Source organism: Paenibacillus rhizolycopersici, from assembly GCF_014947195.2.
GTDB classification, from domain to species: Bacteria; Bacillota; Bacilli; order Paenibacillales; family Paenibacillaceae; genus Fontibacillus; species Fontibacillus rhizolycopersici.
Map to the genome: position 1 here is coordinate 65,601 of NZ_JADCNN020000013.1, position 24,705 is coordinate 90,305.

The 24,705-nt window shown below is 54.1% G+C and carries 17 protein-coding genes and 1 pseudogene; 14 read left to right on the forward strand and 4 right to left on the reverse strand.

Translation table 11 applies throughout. From position 1 onward, the window contains the following. Positions 1 to 254 precede the first annotated feature (254 nt). The 7 genes from IM700_RS14945 (at position 255) to IM700_RS14975 (ending at position 11,258) form a co-directional block, all read left to right on the forward strand. A complete protein-coding gene (locus IM700_RS14945) occupies positions 255 to 2,441 on the forward strand; it encodes a (Fe-S)-binding protein (RefSeq protein ID WP_193415332.1) in 2,187 nt (728 codons plus the stop codon). Between the two features lie 29 nt (positions 2,442 to 2,470). Then, entirely contained in the window at positions 2,471 to 4,867 is a 2,397-nt protein-coding gene (locus IM700_RS14950) for a 3-hydroxyacyl-CoA dehydrogenase/enoyl-CoA hydratase family protein (RefSeq protein WP_193415333.1), read from the forward strand. Between the two features lie 23 nt (positions 4,868 to 4,890). After that, positions 4,891 to 6,078, forward strand: coding sequence for an acetyl-CoA C-acyltransferase (locus tag IM700_RS14955; RefSeq protein ID WP_193415334.1), 1,188 nt, complete (start codon positions 4,891 to 4,893; stop codon positions 6,076 to 6,078). A gap of 17 nt (positions 6,079 to 6,095) precedes the next feature. Further along, complete coding sequence (locus IM700_RS14960; RefSeq protein WP_155608125.1) at positions 6,096 to 7,880, forward strand: acyl-CoA dehydrogenase family protein; 1,785 nt, start codon at positions 6,096 to 6,098, stop codon at positions 7,878 to 7,880. A 26-nt stretch (positions 7,881 to 7,906) separates the two neighbouring features. Next, on the forward strand, positions 7,907 to 9,595 hold the full coding sequence (locus IM700_RS14965) for an AMP-binding protein (protein WP_193415335.1): 1,689 nt from the start codon (positions 7,907 to 7,909) through the stop codon (positions 9,593 to 9,595). 82 nt (positions 9,596 to 9,677) lie between these two features. Continuing rightward, entirely contained in the window at positions 9,678 to 10,094 is a 417-nt protein-coding gene (locus IM700_RS14970; RefSeq protein ID WP_155608127.1) for a PaaI family thioesterase, read from the forward strand. A gap of 84 nt (positions 10,095 to 10,178) precedes the next feature. Continuing rightward, complete coding sequence (locus tag IM700_RS14975) at positions 10,179 to 11,258, forward strand: glycosyltransferase family 4 protein (RefSeq protein ID WP_193415336.1); 1,080 nt, start codon at positions 10,179 to 10,181, stop codon at positions 11,256 to 11,258. Positions 11,259 to 11,325: 67 nt separating this feature from the next. On the opposite strand, the gene IM700_RS14980 is transcribed toward IM700_RS14975, so the two are convergent. After that, positions 11,326 to 12,096 (reverse strand): YheC/YheD family protein, encoded by a 771-nt coding sequence (locus IM700_RS14980; protein WP_155608129.1) that lies wholly within the window; start codon positions 12,094 to 12,096, stop codon positions 11,326 to 11,328. A 175-nt stretch (positions 12,097 to 12,271) separates the two neighbouring features. Here IM700_RS14980 and IM700_RS14985 point away from each other — a divergent pair, with 175 nt between their 5' ends. From IM700_RS14985 to IM700_RS15005, 5 genes are all read left to right on the forward strand, one after another. Next, the gene (locus tag IM700_RS14985) at positions 12,272 to 12,733 is read left to right on the forward strand and encodes a MarR family winged helix-turn-helix transcriptional regulator (protein ID WP_155608130.1); all 462 of its coding nucleotides are present in this window, start codon (positions 12,272 to 12,274) and stop codon (positions 12,731 to 12,733) included. 29 nt (positions 12,734 to 12,762) lie between these two features. Beyond that, the gene (locus IM700_RS14990; protein WP_193415337.1) at positions 12,763 to 14,058 is read left to right on the forward strand and encodes an MFS transporter; all 1,296 of its coding nucleotides are present in this window, start codon (positions 12,763 to 12,765) and stop codon (positions 14,056 to 14,058) included. Positions 14,059 to 14,163: 105 nt separating this feature from the next. Next, entirely contained in the window at positions 14,164 to 15,723 is a 1,560-nt protein-coding gene (locus IM700_RS14995) for a spore germination protein (RefSeq protein WP_193415338.1), read from the forward strand. A gap of 11 nt (positions 15,724 to 15,734) precedes the next feature. After that, positions 15,735 to 16,976, forward strand: coding sequence for a Ger(x)C family spore germination protein (locus tag IM700_RS15000; protein ID WP_193415339.1), 1,242 nt, complete (start codon positions 15,735 to 15,737; stop codon positions 16,974 to 16,976). Between the two features lie 24 nt (positions 16,977 to 17,000). Further along, the gene (locus tag IM700_RS15005; protein WP_193415340.1) at positions 17,001 to 18,107 is read left to right on the forward strand and encodes a GerAB/ArcD/ProY family transporter; all 1,107 of its coding nucleotides are present in this window, start codon (positions 17,001 to 17,003) and stop codon (positions 18,105 to 18,107) included. 41 nt (positions 18,108 to 18,148) lie between these two features. On the opposite strand, the gene IM700_RS15010 is transcribed toward IM700_RS15005, so the two are convergent. Then, the gene (locus IM700_RS15010; RefSeq protein ID WP_193415405.1) at positions 18,149 to 19,006 is read right to left on the reverse strand and encodes an SDR family oxidoreductase; all 858 of its coding nucleotides are present in this window, start codon (positions 19,004 to 19,006) and stop codon (positions 18,149 to 18,151) included. A gap of 145 nt (positions 19,007 to 19,151) precedes the next feature. Next, positions 19,152 to 19,328 (reverse strand): hypothetical protein, encoded by a 177-nt coding sequence (locus IM700_RS15015; RefSeq protein WP_167521278.1) that lies wholly within the window; start codon positions 19,326 to 19,328, stop codon positions 19,152 to 19,154. A 308-nt stretch (positions 19,329 to 19,636) separates the two neighbouring features. On the opposite strand from IM700_RS15015, the pseudogene IM700_RS15020 reads away from it, so the two are divergent. Both IM700_RS15020 and IM700_RS23510 read left to right on the forward strand, forming a co-directional pair. Continuing rightward, positions 19,637 to 20,794: pseudogene (locus IM700_RS15020) on the forward strand (glycosyl hydrolase family 8); the annotation flags it as partial. A gap of 36 nt (positions 20,795 to 20,830) precedes the next feature. Then, positions 20,831 to 21,217 carry a discoidin domain-containing protein gene (locus tag IM700_RS23510; RefSeq protein ID WP_239483931.1) on the forward strand — a complete coding sequence of 129 codons (387 nt, stop codon included), beginning with the start codon at positions 20,831 to 20,833 and terminating at the stop codon, positions 21,215 to 21,217. 62 nt (positions 21,218 to 21,279) lie between these two features. Here IM700_RS23510 and IM700_RS15025 read toward each other — a convergent pair whose 3' ends face one another. Then, positions 21,280 to 24,621 (reverse strand): DEAD/DEAH box helicase, encoded by a 3,342-nt coding sequence (locus tag IM700_RS15025; protein WP_193415342.1) that lies wholly within the window; start codon positions 24,619 to 24,621, stop codon positions 21,280 to 21,282. Positions 24,622 to 24,705 lie beyond the last annotated feature (84 nt).

Here is a 24,705-nt window from a genome sequence, read left to right on the forward strand (position 1 = left end):
CGGGCCACCTCAATGTTAAAATTTAAAACAGCTGAATGAACCGTCATTCATTTTCTTAATCTTAGGGGAACAACACATCGGTTGTCAAGGTTGAATCCTTAAGATTTTAATTAAACTCCACTTTGTAAACGCTTACCGAAGTTGTCCTACTCTAGCGCCCATCTCAACCGCGACAAACGAACCCACCAATGAACCATCCAACAACGAAATCTTTCCAATGAAATGAAATGCCAAAAAGGAGGGACGTGCGAATCATGGTCACGTTTTGGCTAACGCTAAACGCTTTGCTATTCGCCGCTGTCACAGGATACGCCGTGTTTCTGTTCTATCAGGCGGTATTCCGCCGCTTCCTTTATCTGCGGCTCGGCCGACCGATTGATTTCCGCGCAAGGCGAGAAGGCGCCCAAGGCGAGTTCTGGTCGCAGGTGTTTGGGCAGAAGAAGCTGCTTAAGGACCGCAAAAGCGGTTTGATGCACCTTGTCTTGTTCTACGGATTTATCGTGCTGCAGTTCGGGGCGATCGATTTAATCGTAAAAGGGCTATCGCGCGGAGGCCATTTACCGTTGCCCGCTTATGAGATGTTCGGGTGGTTTCAGGAATTTACCGCACTGGCCATTCTGCTCGCCATGGGCTACGCTGCTTACCGCCGTTATATCGAGAAGCTTCCGCGATTGAAGAAAGGTTGGAAACCGGGCATCGTCGTGATATTTATTTACTCGCTAATGGTTTCGGTACTGTTATCGCTAGCTTTCGAACGCGTCGGGATGGGACTCGAGTTTTCATGGTACGCTCCCGTATCGTCAGCTATCGCCGCCGTATTCGCCGGGCTGCCTTCCACCGTGGCTGAAGCCGTCTTCTATGTGTTCTGGTGGCTGCACCTGTTAATCCTGCTATCCTTTCTTGTTTATGTTCCTCAGTCGAAGCACTTTCATCTGATCACCGCACCGATCAACATCTGGTTGCGCCGCCGTGAACCTCATGGCCGGCTGCAAAGTCTAAACCTCGAAGACGAAGAAGCGGAAAGCTTTGGCGTTGGCAACATCGAGGACTTCACGCAAAAGCAAATGCTCGACTTCTACGCTTGCGTGGAATGCGGCCGCTGTACCAATGTATGCCCCGCGGCAAGCACCGGCAAAACGCTGTCGCCGATGCATCTGATCACGAAGCTGCGGGATCATCTCACCGAGAAAGGAGCCGCGGTGACAGGTAAATCGCCGTGGGTGCCGGCGAATGTGTTCGGCTCCGCTAGCGTTCATGCCTTAGCGGTATGTGCCGGGGACGCGGCACCGGCTTGGGGTGATGCTTCGGGCGTGACCGACATTCGTCCGACGCTGGATTGGCAGAAGGCGACTTGGCAGGTGGCCGCCCAAGGCAAAGCCGTAACCGACCTTGAACTTATCGGCGACGTCATGACCGAGGAGGAGATCTGGGCTTGTACGACTTGCCGCAACTGCGAAGATCAATGCCCGGTTGGCAATGAACACGTTGACAAAATCGTAGACCTGCGCCGCCATCTGGTGTTGATGCAGGGCAGCGTACCCGCGGAAGGGCAGCGCGCGATGCAAAACATCGAGCGCCAAAGCAATCCTTGGGGGATTAGCCGCAATGACCGCGCCGCCTGGACCGGCGAGCTGGAGGGGATCCCCGTGCCAACAGTCAAGGATAATCCGGCTTTCGACATTTTGTTCTTCGTTGGGTCGATGGGCTCCTACGATTTACGCAGCCGCAAAATCACACGGGCGTTCGTCCGGCTGCTGAACGAAGCCGGTGTCAATTTCGCCATCCTCGGCAACGAGGAGCGAAACTCTGGGGACACGCCTCGCCGAATGGGCAATGAGCTCTTGTTTCAGCAGCTATGCCTGGAGAACATTGCGACGTTTCAACGATATGGCGTACGCAAGATCGTCACCGCTTGCCCTCATACGTTTAATACGCTGAAAAATGAATATCCCGAATTCGGTTTGGAGGAGGTGGAAGTGCTTCACCATACGCAACTGCTGGAGCAACTGATCCGAGAGGGTCGGTTAAAACCGTCCTATCGGGTGAATGAGGTGGTCACCTACCATGATTCTTGTTATCTCGGTCGATACAACGGCGTCTACGACGCGCCGCGGGAGGTGCTGCGAGCCGTTCCCGGCGTGGAGCTGGTCGAGATGGCACGGTCGCGGGAGAACGGGATGTGTTGCGGTGCTGGCGGCGGGCTGATGTGGATGGAGGAAAGCGATGGCAAACGGATCAACCTGGCCCGTACCGAACAAGCGCTGGAGGTTCGACCAAGTATCATCAGCAGCGCGTGCCCTTACTGTCTGACGATGCTGGAGGATGGCACGAAACTCAAGGAAGTGGACGATCAGGTGAAGGCACTGGACATCGCCGAAATCTTAGAGTTATCGGTGTTTGGCGAACAGGCAAACGAACCGGTTCCCGTGTTATCCCAATGAAAATTCCATTGAAATAGGAGGTAGATCAAATGAACAAACCGATCCGCAAAGCAGCCGTTATCGGCTCCGGCATTATGGGCTCCGGCATTGCTGCCCAACTGGCAAACGCAGGGATCCCTTGCCTGCTTCTTGACATCGTCCCTCCGCGGTTAACTGACGCGGAGATGGCTGCTGGACTTACGCTCGACCATCCTTCCGTGCGCAATCGACTGGCTACGGCGGCCATCGCCGGGCTGGCTAAGACGAAACCCGCCCCGCTTTATGACAACTTTTTTGCTGAGCGGATCACGCCTGGTAACTTGGAAGATCACCTAGCACTTATTGCCGAGGTGGACTGGGTCATCGAGGTCGTTGTCGAGAATCTCGAGGTGAAGCAGCAACTGCTAGCCCAGGTGGAACGTCACTGGAAGCCGGGAACGATCGTCAGCTCGAACACGTCGGGCATTTCGATCAACGCGATGGCTGAAGGGAGATCCGAGGAATTTCGGAAGCATTTTCTAGGCACGCATTTCTTTAACCCGCCGCGGTATATGAAGCTGCTAGAGATCATCCCCGGACAAACGACCGACCCGGAGTTGGTCGCTGATATACGCCGTGTCTGCGAGCGCACGCTTGGCAAAACGGTCGTGCTCGCGAAAGATACGCCAAACTTCATCGCCAACCGGATCGGCACTTATGGGCTGCTGGTTACTCTGCGTGAGATGGAGGAGAAGGGTTACACCGTCGAAGAGGTGGATGCGGTCACCGGACCGGCGATGGGCCGTCCGAAGAGCGCTACTTTTCGCACCTTGGATTTAGTTGGATTGGATACGTTTCTGCATGTGGCCGATAACGTATTCGCAAATGTGACAGACGAAGCGGAGAAAGTGGTGTTTGCTGCACCGGCTACGCTCAAAGATATGGTGTCTCGGGGCTGGCTTGGGGAGAAGAGCGGGCAGGGTTTCTATCGGAAAATTAAGGGGGAACGGGGGAGCGAGATTTTGTCCCTGAACCTCCAGACGATGGACTACGGCCCGCAACGCAAGATAACGTCCGCTTCCTTGGAAGCCGCCAAGCTGGCGAAAGGCGCGGCTGCCAAGACGAAAGCGCTGCTCAGTGCTCAGGATCGTTACTCGCAGTTAGCCTGGGATGTACTCAAGCAGGTGTTAATCTACTCCGCCGCCAAACGGGGGGAAATCGCAGACAGCATCCGCGAAATCGACGAGGCGATGAAGTGGGGCTTCAACTGGGAGTTGGGCCCGTTCGAAACATGGGATGCCATCGGGTTAGTCCGCTCGGTTGAGAAAATGGAGGCCGAAGGGCTGGCGGTACCGGCCTGGGTCAAGAATTGGATCGCAGAAGGGAATACCTCGTTCTACAAAAAAGACGGCGGCTCTCTATTCCAAGCCGCAGTTGGCGGGTATACCCCCGTTGAGCTCCCGCCAGAACAAATTACGCTTCGCGATCTGAAGTCGCAGAACAAGGTTGTTCGCAGCAACAGCGGCGCGAGTCTGATCGATCTCGGTGACGGCGTGGCCTGCCTGGAGTTCCATTCGCCGAACAATGCGATCGGTGCGGATATTTTGCAGATGATCTCGCAAAGCATGGACGAAGTAAGGGATAACTTCGAAGGCCTTGTCATTGCCAATCAAGGGCGTAATTTCTGCGTAGGCGCCAATCTTATGCTGCTCCTGATGGAAGCGCAGGACGAGGAATGGGATGAAGTCGACGACATTATTCGTCTGTTTCAGAACACAATGTACCGCTTGAAACGATTCGAGAAGCCGGTGATCGCTGCTCCGCATCGCATGACGCTGGGCGGCGGAGTGGAGGCCTGCATGCCGGCCGATCAGGTCATTGCCACCGCCGAAACCTATTACGGGCTCGTTGAGGTCGGCGTTGGACTGATTCCGGCGGGCGGAGGCTGCAAGGAACTGGCGCTACGTGCCAGCCAGCAAGCATCCATCGCCGAAGCCGACATACAGCCTTATCTCAATCATTACTTCCAAACGGTGGGCACTGCCACCGTCTCAACCAGTGGCCATGATGCCAAACGACTGGGGCTGCTTAAACCTTCCGACCGGATCGTGCTGAATCCCGACCATACGATCTATGAGGCGAAGCAGGCTGTGCTGAAGCTGGCGGGAAGCGGGTATGAGCCGATTCCCGAAACGAAGTTCCGCGTCGTCGGTTCCGAAGGGAAAGCGGTGCTCCAGGTGGGTGCACTTGGCATGCACGAGGGCGGGTACATCAGCGACCACGATCTACTGATCGCAAACAAACTGGCCCATGTGCTTGCTGGTGGCGACGTGCCGGCGGGAACGTATGTGACGGAGCAATACATGCTTGATTTGGAACGCGAAGCGTTCCTGAGCTTGTGCGGGGAGCCGAAGACACGCCAGCGGATGCAGCACATGCTGAGCAAAGGAAAACCGTTGCGGAACTAAATGAGGGGGAGAGTGAATAGACGATGAAAGAGGCTGTAATCGTATCGACAGCTCGGACGGCGGTGGGCAGAGCCAAGAAAGGCAGCTTGACCCAAACGCGCGCCGATGATTTGGGTAAGATCGTGTTGGAAGCCGCGGTGGAGCGCGCTCCCGGCCTTAGCAAAGCGGATGTTGAGGACATCATCATCGGATGCGCGATGCCGGAAGGGGAACAGGGGCTAAACTTCGCGCGCATCATGTCCTTATACGCCGGGTTTCCGGTGACGGTGCCGGCTTTAACCATCAATCGCTTTTGTTCGTCCGGACTGCAGGCGATCGCTTTCGCGGCGGAACGGATCATGCTCGGGCAGGCCGATGTGCTGATTGCCGGCGGAGTAGAAAGCATGAGCCATGTTCCGATGACCGGGTTTAAGGTGTCGCCGAATCCGCGGATCGTTGCCGAGATGCCCGAGGCCTATATGGCGATGGGCCATACGGCGGAACGCGTCGCGGAGCGGTTTGGCGTCTCCCGCGAGGACCAGGATCGTTTCGCTTTGAACTCGCATTTGAAGGCGGCACGAGCGATCGCCGAAGGCAAGTTTAAGGAAGAAATCGTTCCATTTGAGGCAGAGCATCGCAGCCTGGATGAGCGCGGGAAAGTGAAAGCGAAGCGCTTTGTCTTCGACACCGACGAAAGCGTACGCGGCGACACGACCGCGGAGGCGCTAGCCAAGCTGAAACCCAGCTTTAAGCAAGGCGGTACCGTGACTGCGGGGAACTCTTCCCCGATGAACGATGGGGCGGCGGCCGTCGTCGTGATGAGCCGGGAGAAAGCGGAATCGCTTGGACTTCAGCCGCTGGCGACGTTCCGTTCTTTTGCGGTAGCCGGCGTAGAGCCGGAGCTGATGGGCGTTGGTCCGGTGAAGGCGATTCCGAAGGCGCTTTCCGCAGCCGGCATCACCGTGAAGGATGTCGATCTGTTTGAAATCAACGAAGCGTTCGCCTCCCAATGCCTGCACGTGATCCGCGAGTTGGGCTTGGATGAGGACAAAGTGAACGTAAATGGCGGCGCAATCGCGTTGGGGCATCCGCTGGGCTGTACGGGCACGAAGTTGTCGATCTCGCTGATTCATGAGCTGCGCCGCCGCGGCGGCGGGTATGGGGTTGTGTCCATGTGTATCGGCGGCGGCATGGGTGCGGCTGGTGTATTAGAAGTTCATCCCATTAATTAAATGAAGGAGAGGATCGCATGAGCAACGAAACGATGGAAAAAATCGCAGGCGGAAGCTTCGTCATCGCGGACATTGACTGCAACCGGGTTGTGACGCCGGAGGACTTCAGCGAAGAGCAGCGGATGATTGGGGAGACGACGGAGGAATTTGTGAAGGCGGAAATCCTCCCGAGGGACGAGGAGATCGAGCATTTGAATTACGAGCTGACCGCTGATTTGCTGCGCAAAGCAGGCGAGGTAGGGTTGCTCGGCGCTGATGTTCCCGAGGCTTACGGAGGCATGGGGCTCGATAAAGTCAGCACGACGTTGATCAGCGAAAGGCTGACCAAAGCTTCTTCGTTCGCGCTTTCAGCCGGGGCCCATGTTGGGATCGGGACGCTGCCGATCGTGTATTTTGGGACCGAAGCGCAGAAGCAGAAATATTTGCCGAAGCTGGCGACGGGCGAGCTGCTCGCGGCTTATTGCCTGACGGAGCCTTCCTCGGGCTCCGATGCGTTAGGCGCAAAAACGACGGCCGTGTTGTCGGAGGATGGCACGCATTATGTTTTGAACGGCACTAAGCAGTTTATTACCAATGCCGGTTTCGCCGACGTGTTCATCGTCTACGCCAAAGTGAACGGCACGGACTTCAGCACGTTTATTGTGGAGCGGAGCATGGAGGGGGTCAGCATCGGACCGGAAGAGAAGAAGATGGGGATTAAGGGCTCCTCCACATGCCCGTTGATTCTGGAAGACGTGAAGGTGCCGGTTGACAATCTTCTATGGGAAGTCGGCAAAGGCCATTTAATCGCCTTTAACATCCTGAACATCGGACGATTCAAATTGGCTGCCGGCTGCTTGGGTTCCTCTAAAGATGCGATCGAATATGCTTCGAAATACGCCAACGAGCGGACCCAATTCGGGCAAAAAATCTCGTCCTTCCCGCTGGTCGGCAAAAAGTTGGCGGAGATGAATACGCGTACGTTCGTGCTGGAAAGCATGGTGTACCGTACCGCCGGCCTGTTTGATATCGGGTTGGCTGAAGTGGATCATAGCAGTACCGACGTGGGATATCAATCGGCCAAGGCGATCGCCGAATATCAATTGGAATGCTCAATCAACAAAGTATTCGGCTCAGAGGTGTTGGATTTCGTTGCGGACGAAGGAGTGCAAATCCACGGCGGTTACGGATTTACGCAGGAGTATCGGATCGAGCGGATTTACCGCGACTCGCGGATCAACCGGATTTTTGAAGGCACAAACGAAATCAACCGCCTTCTGATCCCTGGCAGCTTGGTGAAACGCGCGATGAAAGGTGAACTGCCGCTGCTCCCTGCTGCACAGAAACTGCAATTGGAGCTGATGGAGCCGATGCCAAGCCGGACTTTCGAAGGGACGCTGGAGGAGGAAGCGCATCTGCTGTCCATGTCCAAAAAGATCTTCCTGATGGCCGGAGCTCAGGCCGTGCAGAAATATCAGTTGAAGCTGGAGCGTGAGCAAGAGGTACTGAGCCACTTGGCGGATATCATGATCGCCATTTATGCGATGGAAAGTGCGCTGCTCCGCACACAGAAGCTCATTGCGAGTGCCGGTGAAGACAAAGCGGCGCTGCCAATTGCGATGACGAGTGTGTTCATCCACGAAGAATTCGGCAAGATCGAAGCTTGGGCCAAAGAAGCGTTAAGCTACATGGAACAAGGGGACCTGTTGCGCACCCAGCTGTCCATCCTCAAGAAATTGACAAAGCGTTCGGCGATGAATACGCTGTCATTAAAACGGCAAATCGCCGCCAAAGTGATTGAAGCAGAGAAATACGTTTTGTAAAATTTGCGAGGTTGGGAGGCAGGCGTATGACAAGGAAACCTTGGCTGAAGTTTTATCCCGCTGAAGTACCGCCCACCTATGATTATCCAAAGCAAAATCTCGCGCATTTCCTGGAACTTTCCGCCGATCGGTATCCCGAAGTAACGGCTCTGGAATTCATGGGAAAGAAAATGACGTACCGTGTTTTGTTGGAACAGACGTACCGGTTTGCGAATGCCCTGCGGAAGCTGGGCATTCGCAAGGGCGACCGGGTAGCCATCATGCTGCCAAATTGCCCGCAGGCAGTGATTGCTTATTACGGAACCTTGATGATGGGCGGCATTGCGGTGATGACGAACCCGCTTTACATGCCTAGGGAACTGGAACATCAGCTTAACGATGCCGGTGCCCGCGTCATGGTCACGCTCGATCCACTTGTCGAACGCGTGAGGACAGCGACAAAGCTGCGCCCGCTGGAATACATCATTGCGACTTCGATCAAGGATTATTTGCCTTTTCCCAAGAACCTCCTTTATCCGATCAAGGCAAAGAAAGACGGAATGGCCGTCCATTTAAACTACAATGACCGGCTGCTCGCGTTCCCCGCATTTCTTACCGACGGAAGCTCTGAGCCCTGCCGTGTCGAGCTTGATCCTGAACAGGATTTGGCCTTATTGCAGTATACTGGCGGGACGACGGGGTTTGCCAAAGGCGTCATGCTGACGCATATGAATTTGGTAGCTAACACGATACAGAATCAGCTTTGGTTCTACCGTTCCCGTCTGGGAAAAGAGAAATATTTGGCCGCGCTTCCTTTTTTTCATGTGTTCGGGATGACGGTGTTGTTAAATCAATCGGTCGCTTTGGGTGGTACTTTGATGCTGCTGCCGCGCTTTGACATCAATCAGGTACTTCAGACGATCCATAACAAGAAACCTACGGTATTCCCAGGTGCGCCGACGATGTACGTGGCTATTATTAACCACAAAGACATCGCGGGGTACGATTTATCCTCGATCAATGTGTGCGTAAGCGGTGCGGCACCGCTGCCGTTAGAGGTGCAGACCCGGTTCGAGGAGGTGACCGGAGGGAAACTGATCGAAGGTTACGGATTGACTGAAGCTTCGCCCGTCACCCATGCCAACAACATCTGGGAGACACGGAAGAGCGGGTCGATCGGCATTCCTTTTCCCGACACCGACGCCATGATCGTGCATCCGGACACGCTCGAGGAAGTTCCGGTCGGTGAAATCGGGGAGCTCGCCGTATATGGTCCCCAGGTGATGCGCGGGTATTGGAACCGTCCGGAGGAGACGTACAAGACCCTGCGCGACGGTTGGTTGCTGACCGGCGACTTGGGACGGATGGATGAGGATGGTTACTTCTATATCCTGGACCGACGCAAGGATTTGATTATTGCCGGCGGTTATAACATCTATCCGCGTGAAGTTGAAGAGGTACTGTTTGAGCATCCGGATGTGGAGGAGGCGATCGTCGCCGGTATTTACGATCCGTATCGGGGAGAGACTGTCAAAGCCTACATTGTCTTAAAGGAAGGTACTCCTCCGGATGCGGACGCCATCAAGCGTTGGTGCAAGGAAAAGCTGGCCGCCTACAAAGTGCCGAAGGTTTATGAGTTCCGTGACAGTCTGCCCAAGACGCTTGCCGGTAAAGTGCTGCGCCGCAAGCTCGTAGAAGAGGAAGCGGAACGACAGCAACCGCCGCGAGCGAATTAAGCGGAGGTCTTGGGAGACTTGAAAGGTCAGTCAACCGAGGACGAGAAAAATACGCGGCGACAAGAACGGGAGGTCGTAAGAAATGAAAGCGGATTCAGAAGAACTGCGGCAGCGCCTGGAGCTTTGGAATCAAGCCGCGGTCGGTTCGTTCGTCGATTACCTTGGCTGCCAGGTGGAAGAAGCGGACGAACGCAGGGTAGTTATGACCTTGGACATCCGTCCGCAACATCTCAATTTGATTGGCATCGTGCATGGCGGCGTTCACGCGACGCTGATCGATTCGGCCATGGGACTGCTAGCGATGATCGCTAAGCCCGAAGCAAGCGTCGTCACAACGAATTTGAACTTGAATTATGTGGCAAAAGCCGAACAGGGACGGATAACCGTGACTGCGGAGATGGTCCACGTATCGCGCAAATCGGTGACGACGATGGCGTATGCCCGGCTGGACCAGGGGGAAATCTGCGCCTTTGGGACGGGAACGTTCCGCGTGACCTGACAGCTTGGGTGATTGCCTCGGCGCGGGAGGCTTGATCTGTGCATATGGTAAATAGATGCAAGCCATATGCACAAGGAGGAGCCTATGAACCTATTAATGGTGGCGCCCGAGCAAATACCGGTTCCCGGCAGCGGTTCCGTGGAAATCAGCATGCTGGCTATCGCCAGACAGCTGGCGCTTAACCACACGGTAACCTTAATCAGCAGAACAGGCCGTGGTCTGCCACATGTCAGCAGGATGGGGAGACTCACGATCGTCCGTGTAAACACCGGCAGCCCAAGCCGCTATATCGCATCGGTCCTGCGATACATCCGGGGACGGCGCTACGATTTGATCCAGGTCGATAATCGCCCGCATTACATGGCCAAAATCAAGGCCATGTTTCCTCATACTCCAGTTACCCTATTTCTGCATTCACTAACTTTCGTAAAATCTACGGCGCGGGTGAACGAAAGTCTGGGTAAAGCGGATCTGATCATCGCTAACAGCGACTCGCTTAAAGCGAGTTTGGCCGCGCGTTTCCCTCGCCAAGCGGGGAAATTACGCAAGGTCCATCTCGGCGTCGATACCGGCCGGTTCAGACCGGCGGAGGGGAGAGCCAGCCGTTCGGGGGGCCGGTTCCGCGTGTTGTTCGCCGGCCGGGTGATCCCGCGGAAAGGGGTCCCGGTGCTGATTCGGGCGGTCGGACTCGCTCGTCAAGAATATGGAGCGATCGACCTCACGGTCATCGGAGGCGGCCGGCCAGGTTATATAAAGGAACTAAAACGGTTGGCACGAGCAAGAGGGGTTCCGGTGAGGTTCACCGGAAAAGTTCCGCATCGCGCCATTCACCGCAAGTTCCGCGAGGCCGACTTGTTCGCATGCCCCTCCCAAGAGCATGAAGCGTTTGGACTCGTAAACGTTGAAGCGATGGCTTCTGGGCTTCCCGTCGTTGCTTCTAATATTGGAGGGATCGGGGAGATCATTAAGCATGGGGCGAACGGTTATCTGGTAGACGCGTATGCTAAACCGGCAGATCATGCCAAGTGGATTCTGAAGCTGGCGCGAGATCGCGAGCTGGCTGCGAAGTTGTCCAGGCAAGCGCGGAAGGATGCCGTTGAGCGGTTTAGCTGGAAGCAAACCGCCGGGAAGCTGATGGGAATCTACAAGCAGTTTGGCTCTTGAACAAACGAAAACCGGACGGAAGGCATCAGTAGGATTGCCATTTCCGTCCGGTTTCGTTTGTTTGTGTTTATTTATATTTTCCATAAGCCCGGGCATATTTCATGATCGTGCGGAAGATACTCTTGTCCTTCAGTTTCCGGAAGATGAAGGGGTCAGGGGAAGTATTGACCTCCAGGATCCAGGGACGCAGCTTTTGGTCAATTGCCACATCTACCCCGATTTCTCTCAGCCCGGGAAACGTGATCTTCAAGTGATCGGCTATATCCTCGCCAAAATCCTGCAGCGTACTCATGTATGACTTGAGGCGAGGACCCTTCAGATACGGAGTGAGCAACTTCTCTGCAGCCACGAGCTTTCCGTCGCTGTGATAGTTGGTGACGATCTTCTTCGGATGAGCTAATCTGCCGATGATCCCTGTCGTTGTCCAGACTTTCTGCGGGGTGCGTTGAACCATAACGCGCAGGTCAAATCGACGTTGGTCGTATTTGAGAAGATCGATGCCTTGCTGAATGAGGTAACTGCCTCGAAATTTATGCTTCTTGATTGAAGCGTATAACTCGTCAATCGAACCGTAGGATCGAACGATTTTCTCAAGCTGGAATTGGTAGCTTCCCTGCCGTTGGTGAGGTCGGTATTCCACTCGCATGACCCCATTTCCCCAAGTGCCGTTCACGGGTTTAACGTAGACCATTTTATGCTTCATTAGCATATTTGATAGATGTTCTTTACTGAATCGGCGAGTTTCGGGTAGGTAGGCCCGCAGCTTGCTGCTTTGCATTAAGACCGCGTTCTTTTTCCATTTACTTGTGACATGACGTGAGTGCCGTGAAGATTTCATAAGTGAATATCCCCTTCAATTTCATATAGGGTAGTGTATTCTTCTGTCTCGCAAAGGGAGAAGATGATCACCTAGTGTACCGGAAAATAGACATTAGCAGTTTTGTCGTACTTTGACGTAATTAGTTCAATGACATATAATTGTTATGACAACTATATGAGAGGGCGAAATTCGTATGACGACGGATCAATCGCAAAGCGAACTGGCGGTGGGATTTATCATGGGCGTCTCTTACCGAAAAATCGTAGCTTTGCTCCAGCATCGGCTGAAGGGCTATGATATCACGGCGGAGCAGTGGTCCGTGCTGAACCAGATCGATAGAGCAAACGGCTTGATTCAGAAGGAGATCGCGGATCGCACCGGGAAAGACAAGCCGACGACAACCCGTATTATCGACCTTCTGGAGAGTAAGGGGTTGGTATTCAAGGAACCGGGGCGGCAGGACCGTAGATCCTTTTTTGTCTACAGTACGGAGCGGGGGAAGGAGATCATCCGGGAAACGGCGCCGATCGAGCAAAGCGTGACCGATGAGGTCAAGCGGATGATGAGCGGTGAGGAGTACGAATTGTTGATGGATTTGCTTCAACGCATTCATGTTCATTTCAGCGACTCCCAATTTGACGAAGTAGAGAAATAAGGGCAAGGAGAAGGAGAGAGAGAGATTATATGAGCTTACCATCGAATCAACAACCTGAATCGGAACGGCTTTGGACGAGATCGTTTATTTCATTAACGATCTCTGCTTTTTTGTTGTTCTTAAATTTGCATATGCTATTGTCGACGTTTTCGGCTTATGTAAAAAGCGAGTTTGCCGCAAGCGATCTTCAGGTTAGTCTTGTGACCAGCGTATTTGCCGGGTCGGCCATCCTAACGCGGTTTCTGGCGGCGGGGCTGCTGCGCAAACTATCGCCCAATGTGCTATTGTTCATCGGGTTAATTATTGCGGCGGTGGCGACGGTCCTCAACAGCGCTGCCGGATCGGTAGGCACTCTTCTGCTGGTCAGGGCCGTTTACGGGATCGGCTTCGGTATTGGTAGTACGCTGCTGCCAACCTTTGCCTCGCGGATCATTCCGCTCCAACGCATGGGGGAAGGTATTGGATACTTCGGGTTATCCAGTAGCCTGGCCATGTCGATCGGTCCGATGATCGGCTTGAATGTCATGCGGGAGTTAGGTTTTGGAACACTCACGCTGATAGGGACAACTGCCGTGCTGCTAATGTTTCCGTTGTTGCTGCTAACTCGGGCGCTTCCCGCGATTCGGCCGATGAAAGAGAAGGAGCAGCGGCAGCCCAGAGCGACGCAGGGCGAAGAAGATACCAACGCGAAACAACGTCCGGCGTTTAACCGTGGGCTTGTGTTTCCTGCTCTGCTAAATATGATTCTAGCTGTTACCTACAGCGGGCTCTTGAGTTTTATAGCGCTGTTCGGCGAGTTTATCCACTTGGATCAGGTCGGATTGTTTTTCCTGTTTAACGCGGTGACGGTCGTCCTCATTCGTCCGATCTCCGGGCGGATCTTTGACGCCAGAGGTCATGCCGCCGTTCTGATCCCATCCGCGCTACTCGTGATCGCAAGTATGTTCATCCTTTCCTACACAACGAACCTGCCAATGTTAATCCTATCGTCGCTGCTGTACGGACTAGGTTTCGGTGCGATCCAGCCGACGATTCAAGCCTGGATGCTTCGTACTTGCAAGCCCGAGCAATACGGGAGCGCTAACAGCATGTTTTATAACTCCATGGATTTTGGCGTCGCTGTTGGCGCCGTTATTTTGGGAGCTATCGCTTCCGGAACCAACTATGCCGTAATGTACCGATATTCCGCAGGATTTATGGGATTGTTCCTAGTGTTTTATCTCGTGGTTGAGTGGACGAAGCGTATGCGCCGCATGCAGCGGGAGGCTTCCTTGGACCCTAGCGATAATCAGGCTGATTACATCATGCAAAGCTCCGGCATTTAGCCGGAGTTTTTTTGTTGGGATGTGAACCCCTCCCCTCCGAACGCATACCTAATTTGGATTTGGCACATATTACAAATTACAACAGCTTAGATCCGGAGGCACGGAATGAGAAGAATCAACCGAAATCGGCCGCCCCATATCCGGCGGAAGGACAAGGCGGAATCGATCACGGAGGGACCCAATGAAGCGGCTAGCCGTCCAATAGTCGGGCCCCCAAGCGATACGGTCGTTATGATCCAGGAAGCTTTAGGAAACAGCCCGGATGTCCACATCCGCAAAATGGCGAATGAGAAATTTGTCGTCAGTTATATCGACAGCTTGACTGATCCTAAGCTGTTAAGCGAGCTGATGAGTAACCTCGAAGACATGATTCAAGAAGGGGGAGAGGCCAGTTCGAAGGAGCAGTTCGCGGATTCCATTAGCGCGGGAAGCGTAAAGCTGGCAAGCACAGAGCGCGAGATGCTATCCGGCATGCTAACCGGAGCAGCGGCAGTCCTTGTTGAGGGAGTGGAAGGCGCCCTGCTTGTATCCATCCCCGGCGGATCGCGACGATCCGTCGAAGAGCCGTCCTCCCAGACCGTGATTCGCGGACCGAAAGAAGGTTTTACGGAAGACATCTCGACGAACTTATCACTCATCCGCAAACGGCTGAGAACGCCGGATTTGCGCCTTGAAAATCGTGTCATCGGCACATATACCCAAACTCGGGTAGTCGTGGCTTATATCCGGGGAATCGCCCAGGCTTCCGTAGTGGAGGAAGTCTTGAAGCGGTTGGATGCCATCGATACCGACAGCATTCTGGAGAGCGGTTATATCGAAGAGTTTATTCAAGACCGTGCCTTCACCCCGTTTCCGACGATTATAAATACCGAGCGTCCCGATACCGTAGCCGGTTCTTTATTGGATGGACAGGTCTCCATCCTTATTGACGGTACTCCTTTCGCGTTGGTTTGTCCGGTGACGTTTTTTAAGTTTTTCCTATCCAGCGAAGACTATTACCAAAGGTACGATATTTCTTCTTTTCTGCGGAATATTCGTTTGTTTTCCTTTTTGGTCGCGATGCTGCTCCCATCCCTGTATATTGCGGTTACGACGTTTCATCCGGAGATGCTCCCCACCACGATGCTAATTAGCATCGCGGCCCAGCGTGAAGGCACGCCGCTTCCGGCGCTCCTGGAAGCGATGCTGATGGAAATTACCTTCGAGGTGATTCGGGAAGCCGGCGTTCGAATGCCGCGGGTAGTGGGTCCTGCGATTTCGATCGTGGGAGCGCTGGTATTGGGACAAGCCGCAGTTCAAGCCGGACTTGTCTCTGCCGTTATGGTCATTATCGTGTCGTTTACGGCCATTGCTAATTTCGTCATTCCTACGTTTGCCATGTCGTCAGCTGTGCGGCTGATTCGCTTCGGTCTCATGATTTTGGCAGGGAGTTTTGGTCTATATGGGATCTTGTCCGGCATAATCCCCTTGCTGATGCATTTGGTCTCGCTTCAATCTTTTGGAGTTCCTTATTTCCTGCCGGTCGCTCCGCTAAGCTGGTCCAACATTAAGGATGTGTTTATCCGTTTGCCTTGGCCCAGAATGAATAAGCGTCCGGAATATATCAGTATCCAAAATCAGGTGAGACAAGGGAACGGTCCGAAAGAGGACCCAAATAAATCCTAGGAGAGTGCGAGATGCGCCGAATCTTGTTGTGCTGCGCTGCCGTCCTTGTGTGCATGGCGACGGCAGGCTGCTGGAACCGCACGGAGTTGGACGAATTGGGCATTACCGTAGCCAACGGCTTTGATCGCAGCGGAGATGAATGGGAGATGACTTATCAGGTGATCGTCCCGTCGGCTAGCGGGGCAAGCCAAGGCGGAGGAAGCGCCGGCGGCGGCTCTCAGCCGAGCGTGTACGTGTTCACGACGAAGGGAAATACGATTCGCGAGGCCGCCGACCGAGGATATACGGAAAACCCGCGCCGGTTGTATTTCGGTCATACCGACATCATCGTGATCGGGAGGGAGGTCGCCGAAACGGGCATTGAGCAAATCCTCGATTTGTATTTTCGCAACATTGATGCTCGCGAAACCGTGCTCGTTGCCGTGACGGATGGCAAGGCAAGAGAAATATTACGTAAAATGGTCCCTCCGGAAAAAATTCCGGGTACGGCTCTGGCCGAGATTTTGCGGAAGCAAAACAGCTCCTCTTCTTATTTTCCAGTCGTTAATGTATTTCAAATGGCTCAGAAGCTGGTTTCCGACGCACAGACGGTCGGTGTACCGGAGATCATCGTCACGAAAGGAAACGCCAAAGCGTTGGAATCGCTGGACGTCAATAAAACCACTTCGCCACCCGTTAAGATGAAGGTTGAACGGTTGGGTGTGTTTCATCAAAACCGGCTCGTCGGGTACCTATCCCGCAACGAGAGTTACGGAATCTCGTGGCTGACGAATCAAGTCAAGGGCAGCACTCTATCCTTCTCCTGCTCGGGAGCTCAGACCAAGAAAAAAGATGGAACAGTTCGGATTACCAGCGCCAAAACCAAGGTGACGCCGATCCGGTCCGGGGAGCAGCATTACAACATGCAGGTGGATACGGAAGCGAGCGGCGATTTGCTGATGGAATTTATGTGTGCAGAGGATTTGTCCAAGCCGCAGAGCATTAAAGTAATCGAAAAGGCGGTGGCGGAGGAGATAAGGAGCAAAATCGAATTGGGATGGGAAGCGAGCCGTAAACTGCGGGTCGACTTGCCCGGATTCGCCGATAAAATCCATCGCAAAGATCCGAAGACATGGAAGAAGCTGCAAAACGACTGGAGCGAGGAGTTAACCCGGATCGAATTGGACATCCGCGTAAAAGTGAAGTTGCAGCGTCCCGGCTTAACCAAAAAATCGTTCGATACTTTGTTGAATCAGGACTCGGAGCAGAAATGAACCGGAGGAAGGAAGGCGTGCCTCATGGGCTTTAAGAAGAGTAGACTGCCGGAGTTTATCTCCAGCTTCGCGTTGTTCGAGGTCGGAAGCACCACCTTATTTCAGATCGGCGCCGAAGCGAAGCAGGATGCCTGGCTGGTGATGCTCCTGGGGGCGCTGGCCGGGTTGCTGCTGCTCCTGATGCATCTGGCCATTCACCGCCTCGACCCGAAGCGGGACTTATTCGAGTTATGCCGAACCTATTTCGGCAAGGTTGCCGGTACGGTCTTCGGTAGTGTTTTTGCGGCGTATTTCGCCTATGAGGCTTCGCGCAACCTGAGGGATTTAGGTGAACTTGCCTCTTATATGCTATTAAACCGAACTCCTATTGGGATCATAATCCTGATCGCCACCCTGGTGATCGCCAACAGCGTCCGATATGGACCTCATGCCGTGTTTCTGACCTGTCTGGTCATGATCCCATTCATCATGGTCAGTTATTTTATCCTCATCTCGATGATTGCGGGGGTTGGCTTGATCCATGTCGAGAACATGCTCCCCGTATTGGAGAACGGACTTCAGCCCGTGATGAAAAACGTTCTAGACGTCATATCATTCCCGTTTGGGCAGACCGTGCTGTTTCTGGTCTTTTTTCCGATGATCCATGATGAAAAGAAGCTTCGCAGGTCCATTCTGGTCACATACGGATTAACCGCGTTATTCCTGATCCTTGTCAATCAGATCAATGTTCTGGTGTTAGGCCCAAAGCTGGCGGAGACGCTCACTTTCCCTTTATTGCAGGTCGTACAGCAGATCGAATTGGTTGAGGTATTCGAAAGAATGGATATTCTCTTCGTGCTCGTCCTGTTTATCGGACTGGGAACCAAGCTGGTTCTCTTCTATATCGGGGCGGTGGCAGGGGGCTCGCGGATCACTGGCACGCCTTATAAAAAGTGGGTAATCCCGTTTGCGATCGCGATTCTCGGGATGTCGTTTATCTCTCCCAATTTTACGCACCACCTGTGGGTAGGAATCGACGTCGTCCTGAAGTGGTACCCCATCATCCAAATAGGGTTGCCGGTGATCCTGATGATCCTCATGCTGGTTCGCAAAAATAAAAGGGGAGGGGAGGAAGAGCAGCAAATGGTCTAGTTTTACTCCTGCCTCTTGCTGTCCCCTCCCCAAGCAGCCGGCTATTTCCCCTTGCGCGTCAGCTCGGAGAGACGATCCCACTCCTCGTCCGTGACCTCGGCAAGATCGTTGAATTGGCCGGCGCCACGCAACCATTCGCCGCCGTCAATTGTGATGACCTCCCCATTGATATAGGCTGCGGCGTCCGATAGTAGAAAGGCGGCTAGGTCCGCCAATTCCTCAGGGCGGCCGGTTCGGCCAAGCGGGACGCGTCCCAGCATCTTCTCCGCAAGTTTTGGCGTCGGTGAGAGGCGGGACCAGGCTCCCTCGGTCGGAAACGGACCGGGAGCAATTGCTACCTGGCGGATGCCGTAAGGGGCCCATTCGACGGCCAGCGAGCGGGTCAGGGCCAAGACGCCGGCTTTGGCTGCCGCGGAGGGTACGACGTAACCCGAGCCGGTCGAAGCGTAGGTGGTGGCGATATTCAGCATTGTCCCTGTTCGTTCCTGCTCAATCCAACGTTTCCCGACCTCCAGCGTCATATAAAACGTGCCGTGCAGCACAATGCCCAGCACGGCGTCGACGGCGCGCGGCGACAAGCGTTCCGTCGGACTAATGAAATTGCCGGCCGCGTTATTGACCAGCGCGTCGATGCTGCCGAAATGTTGCCAGACGGTGTCGACACAGGCGCGTACCTGTTCGGGATCGCGCACATCGCAGCGCTGTGTGAGCACCTCGCCACCGCAGCAGGCTGTCATCTCCTCAGCCGCGCTGCGCAATACTTCCTCGCGACGTCCGCAGATGGCGACCTTCGCCCCGAGCTGCAGGAACCGTTCCGCCATGGCCCGGCCTAGTCCTGTGCCGCCGCCGGTAATCAGGATTGTCTTTCCCTCTAGCAGACCCTTCGCAAACGCTTCCATAAATCCACGCTCCTTGATCGATTTTTGCTTCTGATACAAAGATATTCGCCTGCTAAGCCTGTTATCCTGTTCACGGGGAGCAAAGAAAGGCATAAAAAAAGCAGGAACCCAAGCGGGCCCTGCGGACAGTTCGTGGAAGCAGCCATTATTTCGCGGAATCCGTGTCGGTAAACGGCACCGGCTTGGCGACCCATTCATCCGCTTCCGGTTCGATATCCACGCCGTTCTCCATTTTCTTCTTCTCGGCTAACGAGTCGCCTTGTTGGTCCAGTTTATTCCGCAACTCGGCCTCATCGCGTGCCTGTTCATTCTGATGTTCCATGTTGATCCTCCTTATGTCGGTCTGCATTGGTGGCATTACCCTTCCTTAGGGTATCCCGATCGCCGCATTTACAAACATCATGTTTCGGAAGGAGTTGTCCGGTTTATTATCGTTGGGATTTGTAATAAAATACAAGTAAGACATCCTTGCTGCTTCATGATAAGCAATTCCGAAGACGCTTAACGAAAGATTAGGTTTACACTTTCGATTTGAGGAGGAATGAGATGATGCTCCAAAAGGTTTGTCTTTTCTTGTTATGCCTGTTCGTTACGGCCTCCGTGGGGGCGGTAGGTCCGGCTTCTCCGGCTTCCGCAGTTGGCGAACTGAAGCCGTTCCCGCAGCAGGTCAGCTATCCGGGCATTTTGAAGCCCAGCCAAGTGACCCAGGCCGCGATGAATCAGGCGGTTACAGCCTACTATGACTATTGGAAAGCGACTTATCTCAAAAGTAATTTAACTTCTTTGCCTGGCGGTTATTACGTGAAGGGAGACATCACCGGCGATCCTGATGGATTTACGGCGCTCGGTTCCTCAGAAGGCCAAGGCTACGGCATGATTATAACCGTACTGATGGCCGGATATGATCCGAACGCCAAGGCGATTTACGACGGGCTGTTCAAGACGGCTCGCGCGTACAAAAGCAGCGGCAACCCGAACTTGATGGGTTGGGTTGTGGCCGACAGCAAAGCAGCCCAAGGGCATTTTGGCTCGGCCACCGACGGGGACCTCGATATCGCGTACTCGTTGATTTTGGCGCATAATCAATGGGGGTCGGGCGGGTCCGTCAATTACTTGCAGGAAGCGAAGAAAATGATCACTGACGGCATTAAAGCCAGCTACGTGACGTCCGGTTACCGCTTGAACCTGGGCGATTGGGACGGCAAAGACGCCCTGAATACGCGCCCATCGGATTGGATGCTTAGTCATCTGCGAGCCTTTTACGAGGTGACCGGAGATGAGACGTGGATTCGTGTAATTGACAATCTATATGACGTGTACCAGCAGTTTACATCAACTTATTCGCCGAATACGGGACTTATTTCCGACTTTGTGGTGGGTGATCCGCCGAAGCCGGCTCCGGAATGGTATCTGGACGAGTTCAAGGAAACAAATCAATATGCTTATAACGCCAGCCGGGTGCCGCTGCGCATCGTCATGGATTACGCTTTCTACGGCGATCCACGAGCGAAAGCGCTAGCCGATAAAATGGCCGGCTGGATCAAAGGGAAAACCGGCGGATCTCCGGCTAACATCAAAAACGGATATAAACTTGACGGTACGGCTTTTGGCGATTATGCCACCGCGGTGTTCGTCTCTCCCTTCATCTCAGCGGGAACGGCGAACCCCGCGAACCAGGCATGGGTGAACGCCGGCTGGGATTGGATGAAGAACAAAAAAGAGGATTATTTCAGTGACAGCTACAATTTATTGAATATGCTGTTCCTTACAGGCAACTGGTGGAAACCTGGAGGCTCACCGGTACCGGAAGCACCTAACCTAGCCCTGAATAAAACGACCGTCTCCAGCACGGTTGAAGGGGTTGGATTCGAATCGGGAAAAGCGGTGGACGGTAACCAGATGACGAGATGGGCTAGCCGAGAAGGCAATGACCCGGAATGGATTTACGTTGATCTGGGTTCGGTGCAGCAAATCACCGGCGTCAAATTGCGCTGGGAGGTAGCTTACGCCAAGCGATATAAAATCGAAATCTCTAGCGACAGCGGGTCGCCCGAGCATTGGCAAGAGGTGTATTCGACCTCAAGCGGGGATGGGGGACTCGACGAAATTCCACTGGCTCCGCAGGCGGCGAGGTATGTCCGCATGTACGGCATCGAGCGGGGGACACCTTACGGCTATTCGCTTTACGAGTTCGAAGTTACGGGGCAGTAAATTAAGAGGGTTCGGGAACGCCAATACGGTATGGCGGTCCCGAACCCTTATTTGTGATGGGGCTAAATCATCAGAATTTCGCGAATTTCCCGCTCAGTTAGCGCGGATAACGTCTCCTGTCCTGGCTTTAGTACCTCTTCGACGAGGTTTTTTTTCTTTTGCTGCAGCTCGTACATTTTATCCTCCACGGTGCCTTGCGCGACCAGACGGATGACCTGAACGATATTTTTCTGTCCGATCCGATGGGCTCGGTCTGCGGCCTGTTGCTCGACCGCGGGATTCCACCATAAATCGTAGAGAATGACCGTATCCGCGCCGGTCAGGTTTAAGCCGGTGCCGCCGGCCTTCAGCGAGATCAGGAACATGTCGCGTTCTCCGTCGTTAAATCGGTTGCAGAGCTCCACCCGTTCGGCCGCTGGGGTTTTTCCGTCGAGATAAAAGAAAGGTTGCCCCCGATAACCCAGCTCACGGCCGATAAGCCCAAGCATCTCCGTAAATTGGGAGAAAATCAGCACGCGCTTGCCGGCGCTTTGGCATTCCTCAATCATTTCCATCAACTGATCGAACTTCGCCGAACCTCCGTCATACCCGTCGACGAACAGCGACGGGTGACAGCAAAGCTGCCGCAGCCGGGTCAACCCGGCTAAAATACGAATGCGGTTTTGACCGAAAGTGTCCTCGTCCAAATGTTTGAGTGTCTCCTGCTGCAGCTTGGCCAAATAGGCAAGGTACAGCTTCTTTTGTTCCGGGAGCAACTCCGAAGCCTGGAGGGACTCGATCTTCTCCGGAAGCTCCTTCAGCACGTCGATTTTCAACCGCCGCAAGAGGAAGGGGCGAATTCGTTTCGCCACCGTCTCCCGGGATAGATCGTTAAACGCTTGCCGGCTTGGGAACAATTCGGGAAACACGGCGCTGAAGATCGACCACAATTCTTCCAGCGAATTTTCCACCGGGGTACCGGTCAAGGCGAACCGATATTTTGCCTGTAAGCTCTTCACCGCTTGGGCCGTTTGGCTGGCGTAATTTTTGAAGCTTTGGGCTTCGTCCAAAATCAACGTATGAAAGGATAGTTCGGCAAACTGTTCGATATCGCGGCGCAGTAACGGGTAGGAGGTGATGATCACATCCGCCTGCGACGCTTCACGCAGCGTCCGCACCCGTTCAGCTTTGCTCCCATCGGCGATGACCGCCTTGATATCCGGAGCGAATTTCGTCAGCTCATTACGCCAGTTATATACCAACGAAGCAGGGGACACAATCAGCGCCGGCTGACCGGACTCGGTGATTTCCGGCAGTACCGAGACTAGGAAAGCGATGCTTTGCAGCGTCTTTCCTAGTCCCATATCGTCGGCGAGAATGCCGCCAAAGCGGTAGTGGGCCATCGTTTTCAGCCATTGGTAGCCATAGGCCTGGTAATCTCGAAGTACGTCGGAAAGCTGCGGCGGTACCGGAAAATCCAGATTGTCGGGATGCTGCAGGTTATGCAGCAGCTCACGGTAAGCTTTGCCGAGCTTCACCGTCCCGCCTTGTCCTTGGTCATCCCGGATGTGTAATCCACGAAGTACCGGCAGCCGGAACTCCGGTCCGTGGATCTCGCTTTGGCGCAAACCGAATTCGTTTAAGAAGCGAACAATGTCCTGAAACTCCTCGCTTTCCAGCGGCATGAGCGCTCCATTGGGCATCCGGTAATAGCGACGTTTCTCCTCCAGAGCTTCTAGCAGGCCGCGGATTTCCGATTCACCGATGCCCGTCATGCTGAAGCGGAACTCCAACCAATCCGTTCGCTCGTCCACTTCAACGGAAATTTTTGGCGGACGAAGATCAGGAATCAGCCGTGTTTTGACAGCCGAGGTCGCATAGATCTCCGCCAGCTTCTCGAGTTCCGGCATGACATGGTACAGGAACTCGTATTCCGCCTCCTCATTGTCGAGAAAATAGGCGCTTTCCGTTCGCGCAAACAAGCCGGACTCCATCAAATCGAGGATTTCCCGCTCCCGTTCACCATCGCGAAGGAGAATCAAATCGGTCCCTCTCTTTGAGCCAGGCTCTTCCAAAGGGTTGAACACAACATCCCCGTATTGGAATTCCAAGCCGGCCAGCAATCGATCTTTGACCCGGTCGAGATACACCCGGGCTTTTAACTGAGTTCGTACCATACGAGAAGCGACTTTTTGCTCAACGTTTACCGATCCAAGCTTCATCAGACCAGGCAGCACCCGTTCTACGAAAGGCTCAATTTGATCGGGCGAGATCAGGATATGCTGCTTCCGGGCGGTTGCGAGCATATGCTTCATCTCGGCGAGACGACGGGTTTGCGCCGGCGGTCGCCGGATAAGCTTGCCTTCCGACAGAATGACGCCGTAGGCATCCAACACCGTCACCTCATCGAGGCCCTGTGCGGAAAATTGATAGCTTTCGTCACCGGACTGACCAAGCTCAAAACTTAACGGCAAGGTTTCGTTCGTCACCGTTAGGCCCGGCCATATTTGGCCGTCATGTTCCAAATGCACGAGTGGTGCCTGAGTTAGCAGGGGAAGAAGACCGTCCCAAAAAAACGGCGGCACCGGCAGCAATCGATCGGTGTGACCGTAGGATTTGGCGGTGTATCCCCCTAAGCTTTCCTGGTACATCTGCTCATTACGCTGGATCTCCGCTAGTTTCTGCAGGATCGCTTCATCCTCCGGCCTGAAGGCGTAACGTTCCGGATCGTAATTAAAATGCTTGGAGAAGCTGTACGGCTCGCGCCGCGAGATTTTATCGAGAAAATCACGAATGTTCTTGACGATGTAAAGCCGCTTCTCGCCGATCTTTAGCTCCAGTCCGAGCAAGTATTTACGATATCCGTAAGGCACCGGTCGGAGCGTAAATTCGGCCTCCAGCGGCGTCCGCTGGTCGAACCTCACTCCTGTCCGAAGCGGCGGCTGGGCGTTCTCTTCGAACAAGCGCATCATATCTCGTGCGATCCAGATATCGCGGGAGGGGATGTCGCCGGGTTGTTTCTTCTGCATCATGCTTAAAGATTCGTTCCAAGCCTCCCCTGCGAAATTCAGGTCGTCGCCCTGCGTCCAGTCCTCTTGCAGTAATGACCGGGAGGGACGAACCGGTGCCTTGCCGCCCTGCAGCATGTCGTGCACTCCGAGCAAGACGGCGGCAATATGTTTGCAGTAGTTATTATAAGAGTAGAAGGCGGGGCAATTGCATTCCGCATGCACGTCGCCGTGTTGATCGATCTGCAGCGCAACATGATAGTGGCCGGTCCCGGACACCGCCGCTTCATAAACGCGGGAGCCGTGGTCCATTCGGAGGAAGGTTACCTTGCCGGTTCGGTAATAAGCCTCTCCGCGCTCGTAAGCGATCCGGCCGCATAACAATTTGATGACGCGCTGCGTTAATTGTAAGCTCATGGATTGATTCCTCTCTCGGTCATTTCCGTTCGTCAGGTGTTCGCCTTTTGTTCTCCTCTTATGATAACAGAAAAACGCCCGGTG

Bases quoted from the DNA above. Each gene is read 5' to 3' on its own strand.
- IM700_RS15015 (WP_167521278.1), bottom strand. From the start codon at position 19,328: ATGGAACATCAGAATGAACAGGCACGCGATGAGGCCGAGTTGCGGAAT.
- IM700_RS14945 (WP_193415332.1), top strand. From the start codon at position 255: ATGGTCACGTTTTGGCTAACGCTAAACGCTTTGCTATTCGCCGCTGTC.
- IM700_RS15005 (WP_193415340.1), top strand. From the start codon at position 17,001: ATGGGCTTTAAGAAGAGTAGACTGCCGGAGTTTATCTCCAGCTTCGCG.
- IM700_RS14980 (WP_155608129.1), bottom strand. From the start codon at position 12,096: ATGAAATCTTCACGGCACTCACGTCATGTCACAAGTAAATGGAAAAAG.
- IM700_RS14965 (WP_193415335.1), top strand. From the start codon at position 7,907: ATGACAAGGAAACCTTGGCTGAAGTTTTATCCCGCTGAAGTACCGCCC.
- IM700_RS14995 (WP_193415338.1), top strand. From the start codon at position 14,164: ATGAGAAGAATCAACCGAAATCGGCCGCCCCATATCCGGCGGAAGGAC.
- IM700_RS14990 (WP_193415337.1), top strand. From the start codon at position 12,763: ATGAGCTTACCATCGAATCAACAACCTGAATCGGAACGGCTTTGGACG.
- IM700_RS14950 (WP_193415333.1), top strand. From the start codon at position 2,471: ATGAACAAACCGATCCGCAAAGCAGCCGTTATCGGCTCCGGCATTATG.
- IM700_RS14970 (WP_155608127.1), top strand. From the start codon at position 9,678: ATGAAAGCGGATTCAGAAGAACTGCGGCAGCGCCTGGAGCTTTGGAAT.
- IM700_RS14975 (WP_193415336.1), top strand. From the start codon at position 10,179: ATGAACCTATTAATGGTGGCGCCCGAGCAAATACCGGTTCCCGGCAGC.
- IM700_RS15000 (WP_193415339.1), top strand. From the start codon at position 15,735: ATGCGCCGAATCTTGTTGTGCTGCGCTGCCGTCCTTGTGTGCATGGCG.
- IM700_RS14955 (WP_193415334.1), top strand. From the start codon at position 4,891: ATGAAAGAGGCTGTAATCGTATCGACAGCTCGGACGGCGGTGGGCAGA.
- IM700_RS15025 (WP_193415342.1), bottom strand. From the start codon at position 24,621: ATGAGCTTACAATTAACGCAGCGCGTCATCAAATTGTTATGCGGCCGG.
- IM700_RS14960 (WP_155608125.1), top strand. From the start codon at position 6,096: ATGAGCAACGAAACGATGGAAAAAATCGCAGGCGGAAGCTTCGTCATC.
- IM700_RS15010 (WP_193415405.1), bottom strand. From the start codon at position 19,006: ATGGAAGCGTTTGCGAAGGGTCTGCTAGAGGGAAAGACAATCCTGATT.
- IM700_RS14985 (WP_155608130.1), top strand. From the start codon at position 12,272: ATGACGACGGATCAATCGCAAAGCGAACTGGCGGTGGGATTTATCATG.